Source organism: Thalassospira indica, assembly GCF_003403095.1.
Lineage (GTDB): Bacteria > Pseudomonadota > Alphaproteobacteria > Rhodospirillales > Thalassospiraceae > Thalassospira > Thalassospira indica.
The window spans coordinates 2,612,320-2,630,112 of the sequence record NZ_CP031555.1 but is presented as its reverse complement, the minus strand read 5'-3'; the positions used below and the strand labels follow the sequence as shown (position 1 = coordinate 2,630,112).

The 17,793-nt window shown below is 52.7% G+C and carries 17 protein-coding genes; 4 read left to right on the top strand and 13 right to left on the bottom strand.

All coding sequences use genetic code 11. The annotated features are described in order from the left end of the window. Positions 1–49: 49 nt before the first annotated feature. The 4 genes from DY252_RS12420 (at position 50) to DY252_RS12405 (ending at position 4,659) form a co-directional block, all read left to right on the top strand. The gene (locus DY252_RS12420) at positions 50–1,615 is read left to right on the top strand and encodes a sugar ABC transporter ATP-binding protein (protein WP_197482579.1); all 1,566 of its coding nucleotides are present in this window, start codon (positions 50–52) and stop codon (positions 1,613–1,615) included. Next, positions 1,612–2,637 (top strand): ABC transporter permease, encoded by a 1,026-nt coding sequence (locus tag DY252_RS12415; protein WP_082923505.1) that lies wholly within the window; start codon positions 1,612–1,614, stop codon positions 2,635–2,637. Before DY252_RS12420 ends, DY252_RS12415 begins: the two co-directional genes overlap by 4 nt. 9 nt (positions 2,638–2,646) lie before the next feature. Continuing rightward, complete coding sequence (locus DY252_RS12410; RefSeq protein WP_064789200.1) at positions 2,647–3,648, top strand: ABC transporter permease; 1,002 nt, start codon at positions 2,647–2,649, stop codon at positions 3,646–3,648. Positions 3,649–3,753: 105 nt separating this feature from the next. Next, positions 3,754–4,659 carry an SMP-30/gluconolactonase/LRE family protein gene (locus tag DY252_RS12405; protein ID WP_064789201.1) on the top strand — a complete coding sequence of 302 codons (906 nt, stop codon included), beginning with the start codon at positions 3,754–3,756 and terminating at the stop codon, positions 4,657–4,659. 38 nt (positions 4,660–4,697) lie between these two features. Here DY252_RS12405 and DY252_RS12400 read toward each other — a convergent pair whose 3' ends face one another. From DY252_RS12400 to DY252_RS12340, 13 genes are read right to left on the bottom strand one after another with little or no spacing between them, the layout of a single operon-like run. Continuing rightward, positions 4,698–5,933, bottom strand: coding sequence for a beta-ketoacyl-ACP synthase (locus DY252_RS12400; RefSeq protein ID WP_064789202.1), 1,236 nt, complete (start codon positions 5,931–5,933; stop codon positions 4,698–4,700). Further along, on the bottom strand, positions 5,930–6,655 hold the full coding sequence (gene fabG, locus DY252_RS12395) for a 3-oxoacyl-ACP reductase FabG (RefSeq protein ID WP_064789203.1): 726 nt from the start codon (positions 6,653–6,655) through the stop codon (positions 5,930–5,932). The genes DY252_RS12400 and fabG overlap by 4 nt, the downstream gene beginning before the upstream one ends. Continuing rightward, positions 6,652–7,161 (bottom strand): hotdog family protein, encoded by a 510-nt coding sequence (locus DY252_RS12390; RefSeq protein WP_064789204.1) that lies wholly within the window; start codon positions 7,159–7,161, stop codon positions 6,652–6,654. Before DY252_RS12390 ends, fabG begins: the two co-directional genes overlap by 4 nt. Beyond that, the gene (locus DY252_RS12385) at positions 7,158–8,363 is read right to left on the bottom strand and encodes a beta-ketoacyl-[acyl-carrier-protein] synthase family protein (protein ID WP_064789205.1); all 1,206 of its coding nucleotides are present in this window, start codon (positions 8,361–8,363) and stop codon (positions 7,158–7,160) included. The genes DY252_RS12390 and DY252_RS12385 overlap by 4 nt, the downstream gene beginning before the upstream one ends. 2 nt (positions 8,364–8,365) lie before the next feature. Beyond that, a complete protein-coding gene (locus DY252_RS12380) occupies positions 8,366–8,977 on the bottom strand; it encodes a DUF3261 domain-containing protein (protein WP_165374906.1) in 612 nt (203 codons plus the stop codon). Positions 8,978–8,985: 8 nt separating this feature from the next. Beyond that, the gene (locus tag DY252_RS12375; RefSeq protein WP_064789207.1) at positions 8,986–10,224 is read right to left on the bottom strand and encodes an NAD(P)/FAD-dependent oxidoreductase; all 1,239 of its coding nucleotides are present in this window, start codon (positions 10,222–10,224) and stop codon (positions 8,986–8,988) included. Then, positions 10,221–12,524: an MMPL family transporter gene (locus DY252_RS12370; protein WP_064789208.1), complete on the bottom strand. Its 2,304-nt coding sequence runs from the start codon at positions 12,522–12,524 to the stop codon at positions 10,221–10,223. The genes DY252_RS12375 and DY252_RS12370 overlap by 4 nt, the downstream gene beginning before the upstream one ends. Beyond that, a complete protein-coding gene (locus DY252_RS12365) occupies positions 12,524–13,162 on the bottom strand; it encodes a LolA family protein (protein WP_064789209.1) in 639 nt (212 codons plus the stop codon). The genes DY252_RS12370 and DY252_RS12365 overlap by 1 nt, the downstream gene beginning before the upstream one ends. Then, positions 13,159–13,566, bottom strand: coding sequence for an acyl-CoA thioesterase (locus tag DY252_RS12360; RefSeq protein WP_063089544.1), 408 nt, complete (start codon positions 13,564–13,566; stop codon positions 13,159–13,161). The genes DY252_RS12365 and DY252_RS12360 overlap by 4 nt, the downstream gene beginning before the upstream one ends. A 39-nt stretch (positions 13,567–13,605) precedes the next feature. Continuing rightward, positions 13,606–15,291, bottom strand: a complete 1,686-nt coding sequence (locus DY252_RS12355) for a glycosyltransferase family 2 protein (RefSeq protein WP_064789210.1) — start codon at positions 15,289–15,291, stop codon at positions 13,606–13,608. After that, positions 15,288–16,973, bottom strand: a complete 1,686-nt coding sequence (locus DY252_RS12350) for an ApeI family dehydratase (protein ID WP_064789211.1) — start codon at positions 16,971–16,973, stop codon at positions 15,288–15,290. Before DY252_RS12350 ends, DY252_RS12355 begins: the two co-directional genes overlap by 4 nt. After that, entirely contained in the window at positions 16,970–17,563 is a 594-nt protein-coding gene (locus DY252_RS12345; protein WP_064789212.1) for a COG4648 family protein, read from the bottom strand. Before DY252_RS12345 ends, DY252_RS12350 begins: the two co-directional genes overlap by 4 nt. Beyond that, positions 17,544–17,792 (bottom strand): acyl carrier protein, encoded by a 249-nt coding sequence (locus tag DY252_RS12340; RefSeq protein WP_064789213.1) that lies wholly within the window; start codon positions 17,790–17,792, stop codon positions 17,544–17,546. Before DY252_RS12340 ends, DY252_RS12345 begins: the two co-directional genes overlap by 20 nt. Position 17,793: the final 1 nt, after the last annotated feature.

Sequence of the window (17,793 nt, the reverse complement as noted above, 5' to 3'; positions counted from 1 at the left end):
GATGCCGTGCGTGGCGTCGACGGTATTCAAAGAAGTTAGGAAAACTGCCGTGTCAGAGAGCAAATCTCCTTATCTATTGTCGATGTCGGGCATCACCAAACGTTACGGTGGTGTCCGCGCACTGGAAAATGTCAGCTTCGATACGCACCGCGGATCAATCCATGCGCTGCTTGGTGAAAACGGTGCGGGGAAGTCGACGCTGATCAAGATCTTATCGGGTGTTGTGCAGCCTGATAGCGGAACGATCGAACTTGATGGCAACACCGTAAGCTTTGCAAACCCGCAACAGGCCAATGATCTGGGCGTGTCTTGCATTTTTCAGGAATTGTCGCTGTTGCCGGACCTGACAGTGGCCGACAACATTGGCATTACCCGTCCGCCACTTAAATTCGGAATGATCGATTATCGGGCCCAGCGCCGCATCGCCGAAGAGGCCCTTGCGCGTGTGGGCGGCGAAAACATTGATCCGATGGAAACCGTCAGCAATCTTTCACTGTCGCGGCGCCAGATGGTTGAAATCGCCAAGGCACTGGCACGCAACCCGAAAATTCTCATCTTGGATGAAGCGACGTCTGCCCTGACTGCGGCCGATGTTGATAAGGTCTTTAAGATGCTGCATCGGCTTCGCGATGAAGGGATGGCGATCATTTATATTTCGCACCGCATGCCCGAAATTGCTGAACTGGCCGATACCTGTACGGTTTATCGCAATGGCACGAAAGTCGAGACATTCAAAAACGGCACAAAATCGGACAGTGCTGTTGTCGAGATGATGATTGGTCGCGAATACAGCAGTGTCTATCCGGTAAAAAGCACCCGACCCACCGCATCCAAGCCGATCCTGAAGGTATCTGACTTTTGCTGGAACGATGAACTTAATGGCATCGATCTGGAAATGCGGCCAGGGGAAATTGTTGGGCTCGGCGGTTTGGATGGGCAGGGGCAACGGCAACTGCAATTGGGGCTGTTTGGGACCCTGATCGGGTCGAGCGGATCAGTGGAAATCAATGGCGCGCCGGTCAAATTAAACAGTCCGAAGATGGCGAAGTCAGATGACATCGGCATTGCTTTGGTGCCCGAAGACCGCAAATACGAAGGCCTGATGTTGTCGATGACGGTGCGTGAAAACCTGTCCTTCGCAGCGGTCGAAAAAATGAGCCGGATGGGTGTTGTTGATAAGCGCGCAGAAGAGGCCGCGATTGACGAGATGATCGCACTCCTCAAGATCAAGGCAGACGGCATTGATGGCCCTGTCGGGGCGCTATCCGGCGGGAACCAACAGAAAGTCGTTATCGGCAAGTGGCTGATGACCAAGCCACGCATCATTCTGTTGAACGATCCCACACGTGGGATCGATGTCGGCACCAAGCAGGAAATCTATCAACTGTTGCAGAAATTGGCGGCAGAAGGATGTGCAATCCTTTTGTACTCCACCGATTACGACGAGCTCATTGGCTGCTGCGATCGGGTGCTGGTGATGTATGACGGCAGGATTGTTCGAACCCTTGCCGGCGATGACCTTAACGAAACAAATCTGGTGTCAGCTGCGCTTAACCTGCCGGAACAGGCAGCAAAACGAACTGAACCAAAAAAACTACAGGAAGCGTCGCTATGACAGTGAGCTCAGAACCAGCAGATCTGGTTTCTCGCCAAAAATACTTCGGCTGGGTGGGCCGCCTGTCGGCAGCACAGCGTGGTATTCTGATCGCAATGCTTATCTTTGCCTCCATGTTCATCGTTTATGGCTGGAAGCAGGCAGCGGGCCTGACGCCCAACATGATAAATACCGCGGCTAACAAGGGCGCATTGCTCGCACTTGTCGCCATGGCGCAGACCTTGCCGGTTATTACCCGCGGGCTTGACCTGTCGGTGGGGGCGACATTCGTTCTGGCGAACTGCCTTGCTTCGACGATTGTCGTTGATGGGCCGATTGCAACCACGTTCGGCATTTTTGGTGTGCTGTTGCTTGGGCTGGCTTGCGGGGCCGTAAATGGCTTGATTATCGTCTATGGACGGTTGCAGCCGCTGATCGCGACACTGGCCACCAGTGCGGTTTATTTCGGTATTGCGCTTGCCGTTCGACCCCAGCCGGGCGGATCGGTCAATTTTGAACTGGCCGACTTCATGACGCGATCATCTTTTGCCGTCCCGCATAGCGTTTTGCTTTTGCTGGCCGTCGTTGTGTTCATCTGGATCCCGTATCGCCGATCAGTTCTGGGAAGGGCCGCCTTTGCCATCGGTTCGTCCGAACAGGCGGCGTATATGTCCGGAATTCCCATCAATCGCGCAAAGATGCTGGCCTATACCCTAAGCGGGTTGTTGGCATCGATTGGTGGCATCCTTTTGACGGCACTGACCTATTCCGGCGCAGCGAAGATGTCGATTGCCAACGAGTACACACTCAATTCCATCGGCGCAGTTGTCATTGGCGGCACGTCTTTGTTTGGCGGTGTCGGCAGCGCGGTTGGCTCGATTTTCGGTGCCTTCGTCATGCGGACCGTTGGTGATCTGTTGATCGTGTTTGACATCAACCCAGTCTTGCAGCCGCTTTTTGTGGGCGTCGTACTGCTTGTTGCGGTCAGCCTCGGGTCGCTGCGTGTGCTCCGAATCAAGAACAGACTACATATTTATCGGTAAGGCGGAAAAATGAGTGTTTCAGGCGTAATCGCAAGGCAATTTGATCGGGCAACCCTTATTGCATTTGCATGTGTGATTGTTCTGCTTCTGATCGGGGCAATGGTTGAACCTGCCTTTCTGTCACCGAAATATTTGATCCAGCAGCTCCATACCGCATCCTTCCTTGGTATGGTGGCAAGCGGTGTGATGCTTGTCATTCTGCTGGGCCATATTGATCTGTCTATTCCCTGGACAATCGGCGTCGGCGGTATGATGGCAACCGGTGCGACCGGATTCCTGGGGCCGGAGTGGGGCGTTACACTTGCCGTTCCATTTGGCGTTCTATGCGGTGCATTGATCGGGACGGTAAATGGACTTGGCGTGGCATATTTGCGTGCGCCAGCCATGATCTTCACGCTCGGTATGAATGCCGTGGCGCAAGGCCTTATGGTTTATCACACCGGCGGTTTTGCCCCGCAGGATCGGGCGACCGAATTCATGCGCGAACTGGCTGTTGGGCATTTTATCCCGGGCATTCCCAATCCGCTTCTGATCTGGATCATTTTGGGGGCCGCGATCGTCTTCATGCTGAACCGGTCCGTTCTTGGTCGACGGATCTATGCCGTCGGAAATCAGGAACGTTCAGTCTTTCTGAGTGGTGTTGATACCCGCAAGGTCATTTTGGCTTGTTTTATCTTTTCCGGTGCATGTGCTGCGTTGACAGGCGTTCTGTTGGCGGGGTGGGCCAATAGGTCCTATCAGGCGATGGGTGATCCATACCTGTTGCCGACCATTGCGGCGATTATTCTTGGCGGGACAAATGTTCTGGGTGGTCGCGGTAAGTATGTTGGAACTGTTGCCGGCGTGATTTTGATTACCATCCTGCAATCGATGCTCTCGGTGGTTCAGCCGCAGCGGTATTTTGCCCAACTTGGTGTCGATATTCCTGCCGATACCTTCCGACAGGTGGTGTTCGGCATGGTGATCATCGGGATGTTGTTGATTTATGGGCGGCAACAGTTGGTGCGTTAAGGGTATTTGCGCTTAGGGGCGTAAGTTTTCGGACATCAGATACATTTAGCAAAGGACGTTCAATTGGCTAACTGTGCCGCAGACAAGCATCAAGATGCATTCGGTATGGTGGAACCGTATCAGGTTCTTGACCGTCGGTTCCGCGACCTTGTGTTGCCAAATGTCAGGCTGAGAAAAATTTCTTGCGGGCATTTGTGGACAGAGGGACCTGTTTGGTTTCCAGCGCATCAGTGTCTATTGTTCTCTGACATTCCAAATCAGAAGATTTTCCGTTGGATGTGTGACGGTTCGGTCAACGTGTTCCGCGACAATTCAGACTTTGCCAACGGCAATACGATTGACTTGAACGGTCGTCTGATTACCTGTCGGCACGGCACGCGATCGGTGACACGAACCGAACATAACGGCGCAATCACGACGCTTGCTGATGGATTTGAGGGCAGGCGGCTTAATTCACCAAACGACGTTGTCGTCAAATCCGATGGATCGATCTGGTTCACAGACCCAACCTACGGAATATTGTCGAACTATGAGGGCTACAAGGCCGCACCGGAACAGAAATACAACAACGTATTTCGTCTTGATCCTGAAACTGGCACTTTAACCAGTGTGACATCGGAGTTTCATAAGCCAAACGGGTTGGCATTCTCGAATGATGAGATGCTGCTTTATATCGCGGAATCAGGTAGTAGCCACGACGAGGGAGTTCCCCCTGTCATTCGGGTTTACGACGTTGTTGACGGAACCAGACTTGAGAACGGTCGTGACTTTGCCAAGATCGATCAAGGTTTGCCTGACGGGATCAGAGTTGATTGTTATGGCAATGTCTGGAGTTCTGCGGCCGACGGTGTGCATTGCTTTGATCCGACAGGTGTGTTGCTTGGCAAGATACTGGTGCCCGAAACGGTATCGAATTTAACCTTCGGCGGTGCACGGGGGAACGAGCTTTTGATTACGGCAACGACAAGCGTCTACGCCATCTATGTCAACAGCGAAGCATCGGTTCGATAGGCTAAGTTGTTGCCGGATTTTCAATCCGGCGCAGTCGCTTAGCGGTCTTCGAGCTTAAAGATAAGCGAGGTGTTGATGCCACCGAATGCAAAATTGTTGCTCATCAAATGTTCGGCTTCGATATGTCGGGAACTGCCTGAGATGTAGTCCAGCTCGGCGCAGGCGGGATCGACATCTGACAGGTTTGCAGTCGCCACGAAATTGCTTTCACGCATCATTTCCAGCCCCAGCCAGGCTTCAATCGCGCCGCACGCACCAAGGCTGTGGCCAAAGTGGCCCTTAAGGGTGTGGATCGGGACAGCACGGTCGAAAACAGCACGAGTAGCTTCACTTTCTGCGATGTCTCCGTGGTCAGTTGCCGTGCCATGCCCACTGACTATGTCGATGTCATCACCAGATAGTCCTGCATCATCAAGAGCCCCCTGAAGGGTGCGCGCCATTGTTTTGCTTGCCGGGTGCGTTATGTGTGAGCCATCCGAGTTAGTCGCAAACCCGACAATCTCGCCAAGAATTTTTGCTCCGCGTGCCTTTGCGTGCTCGTATTCTTCAAGGATCAGGGTGCCAGCACCTTCGCCAATCACCAAGCCATCGCGTTTGACGTCATAAGGACGGGGTGTTGCTTCTGGCGCATCATTGCTGACGCTGGTTGCAAAAAGTGTATCAAACACGGCAACCATGGTCGGGCATAGTTCTTCAGCGCCACCGGCGATCATGACATCTTGCTTGCCATATTTGATTGCCTCATACGCATATCCGATCCCCATGCTGCCAGATGTGCAGGCGGTCGACGTGGGAATGATCCGCCCGGTAATCCCGTAAAGAACACCGATATTGACCGCTGCTGTATGGCTCATCATCTGAATGTAGCTGGTCGCGGTGATCGCGTTGCTATCTCCGTGCTCCATCAGGCGGGTAAAGCCAAGGACCGGCGGGGTGCTTCCAAAGGACGATCCATATGCGATGCCAAGCCGCCCACCTTCAAACAATGCGGTATCATTTCGCAAACCCGCCATTTCAAGCGCATCGTCGGTTGCCGCGACAGCCATCTGCGCGACGCGCCCCATGCTGCGTAACTGTTTCCGGTTAAAACGAGTTTTGAGCGAAAAGTCCGGAACAGGTGCGGCAAGACGGGTACGCAGATCGTATTTGTCATCCCACTCCGACATTCGAGCAATGCCGGTCTCGCCAGCTTGCATGCGGGCTTTAATGGTTGGCCAGTCGTTGCCAAGTGCTGTAATGCCGGACATTCCGGTGACGACAACGCGGCGGGTCATAGCATGCCCCCATTCACACTGATGACCTGACGTGTGACATATGATGCATCGTCGCTGCACAGGAATGAAATGGTCGCAGCGACTTCATCGGCTGTTCCGTAACGGCGCATCGGGATCATTGCCTTGACCTCATCTTCTGGCAGGTCTTTGGTCATCTGTGTCTCGATGATCCCCGGTGCCACCGCATTGACGGTGATTTTACGTTTCGCGAGTTCCAGGGCGAGGGACTTTACCGCCCCGATGATCCCGGCCTTGGACGCCGAATAATTCACCTGGCCGCGGTTGCCAGCAATTCCTGCAATTGATGTCAGGGCCACGATGCGGCCACCTTTGCGCTGCTGAATAATCGGCATCAATAGCGGCTTGATAACGTTGTAAAATCCGTCAAGGTTGGTGTGAATGACGCTGTCCCAGTCGTCGTCTTCAAGGGCGGGAAATGGACCATCTCGTGTGACACCTGCATTCAGAATGATGCCATATGGTGCGCCATGTTCGGCGATATCGTTTTCCAAGGCTTCGCGTGTCGCGTCCCGATTGGAGATATCAAACTGCACCAGCCGGGCCTGAACCCCTGATGCCAGAACATCTTTTGCGACAGTTTCAGCGCCATCACGATCAGAGTTATAATGAAGAACGATGTCAAAGCCATCCTGTGCAAGACGTCGTGCTGTTGCGGCACCTATGCCCTTGCTGGCGCCTGTTACCAATATGGTCCTGGTCATTGGTCTGTTGTTTCTTGGTTGTTGTCCGAAGGTGATGTCAAAGAAGTTTCATTGTCTTTGGGCTGATATACATTGATGCGTGCGGCGACAAGTATTTCCTCGCCCAAACGGATTTCACCGTCAAACACACCCATTTCACCATCTTCAAAGATGTTGTTTATATGAACCGACACGGTGCGGCCAATGGGGAACCAGTTGCGTAACAGCGTGACCTTGCGCGAGCCCAAAAGGTATCCGATACGTGGTGTCGCGTCAGGATCAGCGTTTTTTGCCCGCCAGCCACTATAGGCGGCAACAGTCTGCGCAATGTATTCAATGCCCACATAGCTCGGCACACCTTTGTTGGGAACGCAGAACATGCTGTTGACCGTGATGTCGACTTCGGCGGTCAGCGAGGTTTCGTCAGCGGACATCGCCCGATCAATCAACAGCATCGGCTTTGCATGCATGACCAGTTCATTGATCGGGGGCAGGGCATAATTCTGGCGCTGTGACATGTTGCTCATGAGGTCGTCCATCCCTTTCCGAGGATGACAGAGACATTGCTGCCGCCAAAGGCAAATGAGTTGCTCATCATTGCCAGGCGATCAGCCGGCGCCAGGGATTGCTGTGCAGCCACTAGGTTCAATTCCGGAATGTCATCATCCCGTTCGCCATCCCAGCGATGCTGCGGGAGCGGTGCGCCAGTCCTGTGTTCGCTGAGAGAAAGCCAAAGAATTGCAGCTTCGATTGCGCCAGCTGCCCCCAAGCTATGCCCGGTCAAGGGTTTGGTCGAACTGGCGGGTACGTTTGATCCCAGAACTTCTGTAACGGCCTTGGCCTCCATAACATCATTAAGTGGCGTTGCCGTGCCATGAAGGTTGATATAGGCGATGTCGTCTGCTGTCAGGCCTGCATGCGCCAAGGCGGTGCGCATGGCACGTGCCGCGCCAACGCCATCCGGGTGTGGGGCATTGGGGTGATAGGCGTCCGAGCTCTCACCCACACCAAGCAATTCGATTTCGCCAGCATCTTTGCGCAGAATAAAAAGGGCGGCACCTTCACCAATATTGATGCCGTCGCGGTTCCGGCTCATCGGGTTACAAATCGACACCGAAAGTGATTGCAACGTATCAAACCCGCCAACGGTCAGCCGACACAAACTGTCAACGCCGCCAACAAGAACTGCATCGCAGATATCCGCCTTTAGCAATCGCATGCCCGATGCAAACGCCTTTGCACTCGACGAGCAGGCCGTAGAAACAGAGTAGGCAGGGCCCCCAAGCTTAAAGGCATCCCTTAAAAATGCCGATGGGGATCCTATTTCCTGATGTTCATACCGGAAGGTATCAGGAAACGCGCCGGTTTCGATGCGGTGCTGATAGTATTTGGTGCCTTCTTCAATCCCGGAGGTGCTGGTCCCGATCAGAACGCCAATCCGTTGCCGGCCATAGGTGGCAATCAGCTCTTCAATCTTATCCCCGATCTGGCTTGTAGCGGCCCAAAGAAGACGGTTATTGCGGGTGTCATGTGCTGATAATTGCGGCGGCAGTGCAGGCAGGTCTGCCGTAACAGAGCCAAGAATGGCGTCACGGTCCGGTAAAAAACCGCTGCGTTTTATCATGTCTGCCTGTCTGCCTCCGGCAAGTGTCGCCGAGGTCTCTGCCTTGCCACTTCCCAACGCGGAAATGATGCCAAGCGATGACAGATAGAATGCATGCCGGGTCATACTTAATTCCCGGTCCGTATTGAATTGATCTTGATGCGATAGTTGAATTGCTGGTTTTTCAGAATGGCCTGACCTTGCCAGACGTCTTTGATCGGGTGTTCGATGGTGGCGTATTTGCGGCCCGTATCGTCAAGCCGAATGGTTCGTTCACCAAATCCCTCATGAACCGACATATTATCGGGCAGGGCATCTTCAACAGCATCAAGTGGCCAATAGGTCATGACAATGTCCGCAAGAAGTCTTTTTGTATCAAATTCTTGCGGAAACCAATTCGCATTCTGGATTATGATTTGCTTAGCGGTCCAGTCGATTTCAACGGCGCGACGGCCAAGATCATCAATCAGGACAATTCGCGCACGATCGGGCTGAATATTGATGCGCCCCTGAAAGGTTGCGGTTCCGGATTGGGTTTGATTGTTCCAGGTTGCTTCAACCTGTTGGGCAACATCAATTGTCTCGTCTTCATCCCAAGGGGCCGTGGGCAGCGTGAATTCAAGCCCGTCTGCCAAGGCAACCTTATGCCCAGCATTGCCTGAAAATACATCCGGCAGGGTCACCTGAGGCAGGTTCATTGTCTCGCACGCCGACAGGCCGATCATGCAGGCCAAGATCATTGCGGATTTCAGGATGCGGGAGTGCATAGGTCGTGCAACATCTCAAGATAACGGTCGGTTTTGGCAACCAGCGGATTTTCCATGTTCCATGCATAACCTGCCAGGATGGAAACGACCATACGTTTCAGTTGGGAATCATCATCTGGTTGTTCAAAAATAATTGTCTGCAAGCGGCCGTCATACCATGCATCGACATACGATCTGAAGGTTTCCACGCCCCGGATCAATGGTTTGGCAAAGCCCGTGTCCCAGTCGATGTCCGTGCGTCCCTGATGGCGCGCGATCAACATATCCGCGGCCAATTCTGCGGAATGAAGGGCAATTGTAACACCTGATGAGAATACCGGATCAAGGAAACCGGCAGCATTGCCAAGCAACACGTACCCATCGCCGCACAGCTTTTCAGATTCCGCACTGTATCCGGCGATTGATTGCAATTGTCGGGTTTGTTCAGAATTGGCTAGCAAAGGACCAAGACGGGTTTCGGATATCAACCGGTCAAAGATGTCCTGCTCAAGCATACCGGCAAATTCAGGGTCGCCATCAGGATAGATAACCCCAACAGATGCGGTACCATCTGAAAACGGGATCAGCCAGTACCAGATATTCTGACGATCAGGATGAACGGTGATCAGGATTTTGTCACGGTCATAGCCAGGATCGTCAATGCGGTCCTTTACATGGGTAAACAATGCACGCCGGGCAATTGATTGCGGTGCGCGGGCAAGTCCCAAAAGTTTTGGTAAAACACGGCCATAGCCGCTGGCATCGACAATAAAACCAGCCCGCAATTCGGATGTTGCGCCCACTTTGTCCTTATAGGTGATGAGACAACCACCATCTGAGGTTTGTACTGCTGTGACCGTATGACCAAACCGAAGGTCAACACCGTCGCGTGCGGCCTCTTTGGCAAGGATATGATCAAATTCGGCACGCTTTACCTGATAGGTTGTGCCCCATCCAGTGGTCTCGAAATTCTGGCGGAAATCAATAGTGCGATGTTTTTTGCCACACTCAAAGACAGCGCCGTTTTTGTGCTGGAAACCCGCTTTTTCAAGGGCGGGCAGGAAACCGGCACGTTCAAGCACATTCATGCAATTTGGTAGCAAACTTTCGCCTATGACGAAGCGTGGAAATTCCTGTGCCTCAAGCACTGTGACGTGAAGTCCTGCATCGTGAAGCAGTTTTGCCACTGTGCTGCCAGCGGGACCGGCGCCAATGACGGCGATATCGCAATCCTGTCTCAATTTCCACGTCCTGTTTTTGTGGTGAGCTTGTTTGGTGCTGTCATCCAGAAGGCAAGAAACCAGGCGCCAACCAACCCGATTGCTATCACAGTGCCGATATCGCTAACCAACGGGACTGAACTGGTCGCCAAAAGGCCGAATGCAAGAACGCTGCTAATCAGCGACAGAAAAACAGCAAGCTGGGTATTTGATGTGTGTTCCCCTTCATTTCCTTCACTGAGGAAAAGCACGTAATCCGCGCCAATTGCAAAGACGAGGAACATTGCCATCGTTGTAAAGAAACTGATCGAAACACCCAACACAGTCCCAACAAGGAGTGCAAACAAGATCGCGCCTGCAGGGGCAGAAAAGATACGGATACCTTTTTGAACGCCATAGCGCAGCGAGGCAAGAAACAGCGCAATCAGCAGAACCGAGCCAAGTGCGATATAGGCCCAATAGCGGTATTCGGCGAATTGCGTGCTGATCGTTTCCGTTGGGCTGATCAGGCGGGCATTGTCAAAAGGCTTAAGAACCTTGGCGACTGCGTCACTATCAGAAACACCACGCAACCGGATGATATCAGATGCGCCAGCTTGAAGAGTTTTCACCTCAGGCAAGGTATTGCTTACCTGATCCGGCATAAGGTACGGCGCGTCCAAGTCAGGGGTGCTGATGGAAATTTGCAGAACTTCAGCCAATGCCGGGGCGAATGGTTGGTAAAGGTTGTTTCGAACCAGTTCTCTGTTGGCTTTCTGGCGCGCAATGGAGGGGACAAAATCTGATAATGCCATAGCACCCTGAATTTTCCCGTCGGCGATCAGCGGTGAGATGGCTTTACGAACCGCCTCGGATGTCTCAAGACGTTTCGCTGCACTGTCGCCGTCAATCCGGATAAAGGCCGGACTTCCACCCAAGCCAAGTGTTTCTGAAATGGTCCGGGCGTCTGACACCAGGGTCGGATTGCTTTGGCCAAGCGCGCGTATGTCATCATGGCCGGGAACAAGATAGGCCGTAAGGGGGAGGGCGGCGATCAGGATGCCTGCCACAATCAATCTCAGCCGTGCTGAAACAACAAGGTAGGACAATGCGCCCATAAGGTTGTTGTGTATGACCGCTATCGGCGAGTTAGTCCGAACTTCACGGGCCGGGAAAAGCGGCAGAAGGAATTTCACCGAACAATAGGCTGAAAGCAGTCCGGCAATCGAATAGATGGCGATTTGCAGCAACAAACTGGTGGGGCTAAGTCCCAGCGCGATAAAGCCGATCACCGAGGTTAAAAGCCCCAGACCAAGACCGCTTCGGATTGCTTTAAAACGATCATCGGACCCCGTTTTACCCGTCGGAACCACGAGAAAATGCAGGGCATAGTCAATTGAAATCCCGATCATTGTTGCGCCGAACACCAGGGCAATCGCATGAATGGTGCCGAAAAAGGCCGTCAAGGCTGTGGTACCCGCAATCAGTCCACTTCCAACAACCACAATCGCGCCGATAAGTGGTAACACCGAAAAGAAGGTCAGGCCGATCATGATTGCGATCCCAAGTGTCGCAATCAAAGCAATGGTTTGAACGTCACTTTTGGCTGTGGCGGCTTCGTTCACGGCAAAGAATATCTGACCGGTTTTAAAGATCTTCAGTTCGGGGGCATTTTGGTGCGCGTTGCCGATAATTCGGTTGATCTGATCAACCCAGTTATTTGCGTGGCTGCCCGATTGGTCACTTTGCAGCGAGACAATCAACGGAAGATAAATGCGATCATTTTTGGTGACGATGTCATTCCCGGGGCCGAGTTTTGTCGCCAAACCATTCAGATATTCCGGCATCAGCAGGAACGGATCCTGCTTTAACGTCGTGCTGGTGAAGGATGATGCCGGTGAATAGAGCTGTTGAAGTGTGCGTTGATACAGCAGATCTGCTTGCCCGTTGGCAAGTGCAGTCCTGTCACTGTCAGACAACATCCCGCTGGCATAGGGGCCATAGAGGCTGCGCACGTCATCAAGGCGCCCGGCGTTTTGTCCGGGCAGCGTGACGTTTTCAGTACCATCAATCTGCGAGATTTCTGTTTTGAGCTGTTCGGCAAGGGCCTCTAGCTGATCCCGGTCAGTATGCGACAGCATCAAAATCGCCTGTCGACCATTTTCCCTTAACAGGGCGCGTACCGCGTCAATATCGCTGACACCATCCTGATTGCTTTCCTGTTCCTGACCAATCAATGACAGAAAGTCAGCATCCAATTCGGTCCGGTCTGTCGCAAACTGCCAGACAGAGAAGCTGGCCATCACGACGAGACAAATGATCCAAATGAATGCGCTACGCATTATTCGGGTATCCCGTCTGTAAAGAGTTTGGCGAATTCAGGGGGAAGAGGAAGCATTCCGACCACCTGATCATCAAACGTAATGACATCCTGATCCGATGATGGTTTTTCGATCGTCACCGTTTTCACAAAGATATCGCCTGACGCCGCGATCCGGTTCACCTGGGTCGCGATAGCACCGTTAGTTCTTGGTGTCAGGATGGTTTCCCATGTGTTTGATTTTTTGGTGTTTTCGGCAATATTAAACTGGCTTTGCAAGGTGTCCCAGTTACCTGACAAAACCGAAGATATCATGCTGACAAACTGTCGTGTCTCTGATCCGCTTGCCATGGCATTTCGGTCACCATTTGGGGTAATCGTAAAAATTCCATCATCCTCAAGGACGGTTATTCCGGGAAACGGGAAAGTTGTTTTCCAGATCAAACCATTTTGAGGCGATATAACGAATTCACCACGCGAAAGCAGCGGCTTTTCAAATCCGTCCAGATGACGGGCAAGCTCAAACGTGCCGTGAAGGTACTCGTTCTCATCAAGTGGTGCAGGTTTGACTGTCTCAGCATGCAATGCCAGCTGTCCTGCCGACAGACCGACAATGACGATTGCACACAGTTTGATCAGAACAAGCAAACGGCGGATCACAGGAGGGCCTCCATCTTTTCGATGAAGAAATCCGGGCTGCGATACAGCATTTCGCCGCTGTCTTTTTCAACCGCGACCTGAATAGTAAATCCCTTGGTCAGTTTCTGGCCTGTTTTCGCATCCGTAACCAGATAGTCGATCTTCAGACGATTTTCATATTCCCGCAGGGTTGCCGTGATCGTGATTTCCTGACCAAAGCGACAGGGAGCGACATATTTGACGCGCATGTCGACGATTGGCCAGACAAAGCCGGACTCATCCATCTGCGGGTAATTATAGTCGATCTTGTCGAGCAGTGCACAACGGGCATTCTCGAAGAACTGAACGTAGTTGCCGTGCCAGACCACATTCATCGGGTCGAGATGATAAAACTGTACGATTTCAGTGACAGATGCGCTGATCATCAAACGCCCTCGTTGCCACATATGACGTCTTCCTGGTGGTTATTCATTTTTATCCTTCGTTTCTGCCCAGAAATCGTAAAAATTGAACCATTGCAGCGGTTGTTTCACAACAAGCTTTTCCAGCCAGCTTGCATATGTTTTTGCATATTTCGTGATTGTCGCCGTGCGTGTCTTGCGCGGCAAGTCTATGCGCTCAGTGAGCTTTTCCCAAGAAATGTTGAAACGTTTGCCATCTCGCCAGGCCGCGACCATGTAGACCGGGCACTGCAGAAGGTGAGCAAGGATAAATGGCCCCTGCGGGAATGGCGCATTCTGGCCGATAAAGGGCACAGAAACCGTTTTATCCCGGGCGCCGATAGCCACACGGTCAGCAGCAATCACTATCCATTCACCACGTTCCACCTTTTCGCGGAGAAGCATCGCGGTATCCGGGCCGATATCGCTAACCTCGATCAGGTCAACCTGGCTTTCCGGGGCAAGCTGTTGAAGCACGCGGCCAAATCGGGCGGCGTTTTTCTGATGAAGCAGCACATTGACCCGAAAGTTACGATCGCGACTGGCGATGGCCCGAACGAGCTCGATATTGCCAAAGTGCGAGACAAAGAGGATTACCGCCTGATCCCGAGGGATGTAGGAAAACAAACTGTCCGCATCTTCGGGCAGGTCAAGATCATCAATGTTCATTTCGCCGCACCAGGCAGCGATTTTATCAAGGGCAGATTCCCCGAATTTCATGAAATGGCCAAAGCTGTCACGCCAGGTCGGCTTGGGATCAACATTATGCTTTGCTACGCGTTCAAGGAAGTCTTGCGATGCCGCCCGTGCCGTGCGCCCAGTCACGAAGAAATAGGCAATGATCGGCGACATCACTGCCAGACAGAGCTTTCGTCCACCAAAACGATAAACCTGTCCCAGAAAACGCATGCCCCAATAAATGCCGCGTTCATCAATTTCCGACCAATGGTTGCCACTGTCTGCGTTTGTGGGGGACGCAAACCGTCCGCCCTTGGCAATGAAGCGTGGAAGCCGTGCAAGCATGCCGCGCACCAGTCGGGTATGCATCCAGCTGATCAGAACGTTATCGCGCCACATGCGGAAGTTCGACGTGTTTCCAACCGGGTAGGTGACCTTGATGGGCATATGGATTACGGGCACGCCCTGCCAGAAAAGGCGAACCATGATTTCGGTGTCGAAGTCCATCCTGTGGCCGATGCCATGGCGTTTCCAGATATCAAGGCTTGGGCCAATGGGATAGATGCGAAACCCGCACATGCTGTCGCGGATATGAAACGACAGTGTTTCAATCCACACCCAGACATGGGTCACCCAGCGGCCGATCTTGCGCCCGGTGGGGATGCTGTCATCATATATCGGAAGTCCGGTAATAAGGGCTCCGGGCGATTGTTGCGCAAGTTTGACCATGTCATCGATGCGATCAAGGTCATGCTGACCATCGGCATCAATCTGAAAGGCATGGGTGAACCCATGACGCTTGGCCGCGGCCATGCCCGTCATCACGGCCACGCCTTTGCCAGCATTTTCATCAAGTCGTTGGCAGTAAACACCGCCATCAGGTGAATGTAACCTGCTTACGGCGTTTCGGGTTTCGGTGTCCGAACCATCATCGACGATAAAAACCGGGATATCGTGCGCACGAATGCGCGTTACGACACTTTCCAGCGCGGAACTGTGGTTATGGGTGGGGACGACGGCACAAAGCTTCATGCGGCGTCACCATCATACTTCAATATGCCCGAGCTCAGATCGCCGTCACTGTCGGAGAAATAACGGAATTTTACTTTCTGGCGACTTGCATCAAGGCGGATTTCCAAGTTCACAACATGCCCCGGGAGGATCGGTTTTCGGAACTTAAGCTGGGAAACCTCAGAGGTTGTTTCCGGCGTTCCGAATATGGATGACGCATAGGACGTCGCCCAATGAAGTTGGGTGACGCCCGGTAAAATTGGCATGCCCGGGAAGTGACCGGCAAAGTAAATCAGGTCTTTGCGCAGTCTCAGTTTGAGCGCGACCTGATCGTCGGTTTGAACAGTGTCGAGAATTTCGGGTTCTGTCGGCCTTTGTGCGAACACAGCGCGCAACAAATGAAGCGGACGCTTGCCCTGGCTGTCTGTCGGAATCTGGTCAACAAACCGCCAGCGCTGCGGCAGTGCGGCGTCTTCTTCAAACTCAGCGATCTTGCGGCGTAACAAACGGCCCATCCGAAAAGTGCCCAATTCTGTGTGCCGGGCAACCCCCGCATCGCTAAGGACAACAACCGCACCAAGTCGGCGATCATTATCGTCGGGAAGTAAAACAACCGCCTCCGATACCAGATCAGAGGCCATCAAATGTTGTTCCACCGAACTCAGTGAAACACGTTTTCCTTCAACCTTTACGATGCGGTCGGCACGCCCCAGTAGGCGAAACTTCCCGGAAGTTTGGTCAATATTTGCTTTGTCTTCGGTTTGATACCAGTCAGCCTTGGCAATATGCGGTGCCTGTACGGCAAGGCATCCCTTATCATTCAGGCGCGGTGTTACACCGGGCAGGGGCGTCCAGTCTGTTTCAGTAGATGTTTGTCGTCGATAAGCAATGCCGCCGGTTTCCGTGCTGCCATATATTTCGATAGGGCAAGTCCCGAACATGTCCCGCGTCGCTTGTGCGTGTTTGTAATCAAGTGGTCCGCCGGACGAGAAAATCAGAGATGGTCGCGCTATATCGGCCAGACCCGGATGCAGGTTTTTGAGATGTGCGGGACTGGTGATCAGGACATCTCCCTGTTTAAGGTCACCCTGCATCATTTCCCAGAATGGTGCAGGGTCAGCGGTGAATATCCGGCCAGACATAACCGGCCAGATCACACGAAAGATCAGGCCGTAAATATGCTGGTGCGAAACCAGCCCGACAACCCGTGCGCTTGGCGAAATCATCGGCGACCATAGTGGATCCTGAATGGTGACTTCTAGCTCAATCTGTTCAAGTGTTTTCGTGATGGGTTTCGGAAGGCCTGTGCTGCCGGATGTAAAAAACACGGCAAAACAACGTGCTGGGTCCGGTGTTTGGTCTGGTTGCTGCGGATCGGTTGCTTGACCATCTTTCACCAGATCTTCGATTGCTGCGTCATCAAGGAAAAGATCAAACTGATCATCGATGGTACCGAGATAGGCGGGTTTGTCGGTCGCAGGCAGGATTACCGTCGAGCCGCGCTGCCATATTGCCATCAGGGCAATCGTGAACAGATGTGCAGATTGACAGTGAACTGCGATGCGTTTTTCACCCGGTAGGTTTGCTGCAAGTATGATGGCATCTTTCATCAACTCTGCGCGCGTGATTAGCCGTTCACCAACAATGCATTGAGGGCGATTGCGGCTTTCTGTCTGGTAAAGGGCTGTCAAAAATCCGGTCATGCTCGATGATCATTGGTGGGATATTGGTGGCGGGCTTTGATGATGCGGCGAACAGGCCATTCCCCGACAAACAAAACCGCAATCAAAATATATGAAATCAACCCGTTATATAGGGTCCATGTTTCAAGTGTTGCGTAAAGTGCGGTCCACAAGGCAACCAGGCCATTCGCAATAAAAAACGCGATCCATACTTTGGTCAATCTGCGGGTGTACATCACCCCGAATGTATCCAGTTCCGGTGTCTGAAGGCGGGCGAACCGCTCAATAATCGGCATTCCAGAGAACAGCGACAGCGTAAACACCAGGGCAAGCGTCGCACTGATAATGACCGGGTAGAAACGCAACGCCAAGATCTCGCTGGCAAAGCCTGCTGCGCCGAGGATAATGGCAACGATGCCCGCAGTCAGTCCCGCACCATATTTGTGGGCGATGAAGAACATAACAGCGCGTGCAATGACAAAGATGATTGCCGCGATCAGGATAATACGTGGGGAAACCACGCCCAAACCGAAATACACGATAACCGGATAGGCGATGCCCAACAGGGCAATAACTACGGTCAAAATCCGTTTAGGAACTGACCAGGTCATGAATTTTCTCTACCACATCATCGACCGTGCGAACCGACCGGAATTCCATGGCAGGGATTTTCTTGCCGGTAATTTCCTGAAACTTCACAATAAGATCAACCGCATCAATACTGTCGAGATCAAGGTCTTCCATCAGGCGGGCATCAGGTTGGACGTCCTCGGCCGGGACCTCGAACATATCGACAAGATAATCATGGAGCTGCTGATAAACGTCTTCACGGCTATGCATG

Coding starts and splice junctions, on each gene's coding strand:
- DY252_RS12415 (WP_082923505.1), top strand. CDS start 1,612: ATGACAGTGAGCTCAGAACCAGCAGATCTGGTTTCTCGCCAAAAATAC.
- DY252_RS12410 (WP_064789200.1), top strand. CDS start 2,647: ATGAGTGTTTCAGGCGTAATCGCAAGGCAATTTGATCGGGCAACCCTT.
- DY252_RS12405 (WP_064789201.1), top strand. CDS start 3,754: ATGGTGGAACCGTATCAGGTTCTTGACCGTCGGTTCCGCGACCTTGTG.
- DY252_RS12400 (WP_064789202.1), bottom strand. CDS start 5,933: ATGACCCGCCGCGTTGTCGTCACCGGAATGTCCGGCATTACAGCACTT.
- fabG (WP_064789203.1), bottom strand. CDS start 6,655: ATGACCAGGACCATATTGGTAACAGGCGCCAGCAAGGGCATAGGTGCC.
- DY252_RS12390 (WP_064789204.1), bottom strand. CDS start 7,161: ATGAGCAACATGTCACAGCGCCAGAATTATGCCCTGCCCCCGATCAAT.
- DY252_RS12385 (WP_064789205.1), bottom strand. CDS start 8,363: ATGACCCGGCATGCATTCTATCTGTCATCGCTTGGCATCATTTCCGCG.
- DY252_RS12380 (WP_165374906.1), bottom strand. CDS start 8,977: ATGATCTTGGCCTGCATGATCGGCCTGTCGGCGTGCGAGACAATGAAC.
- DY252_RS12370 (WP_064789208.1), bottom strand. CDS start 12,524: ATGCGTAGCGCATTCATTTGGATCATTTGTCTCGTCGTGATGGCCAGC.
- DY252_RS12360 (WP_063089544.1), bottom strand. CDS start 13,566: ATGATCAGCGCATCTGTCACTGAAATCGTACAGTTTTATCATCTCGAC.
- DY252_RS12355 (WP_064789210.1), bottom strand. CDS start 15,291: ATGAAGCTTTGTGCCGTCGTCCCCACCCATAACCACAGTTCCGCGCTG.
- DY252_RS12350 (WP_064789211.1), bottom strand. CDS start 16,973: ATGACCGGATTTTTGACAGCCCTTTACCAGACAGAAAGCCGCAATCGC.
- DY252_RS12345 (WP_064789212.1), bottom strand. CDS start 17,563: ATGACCTGGTCAGTTCCTAAACGGATTTTGACCGTAGTTATTGCCCTG.
- DY252_RS12340 (WP_064789213.1), bottom strand. CDS start 17,792: ATGCATAGCCGTGAAGACGTTTATCAGCAGCTCCATGATTATCTTGTC.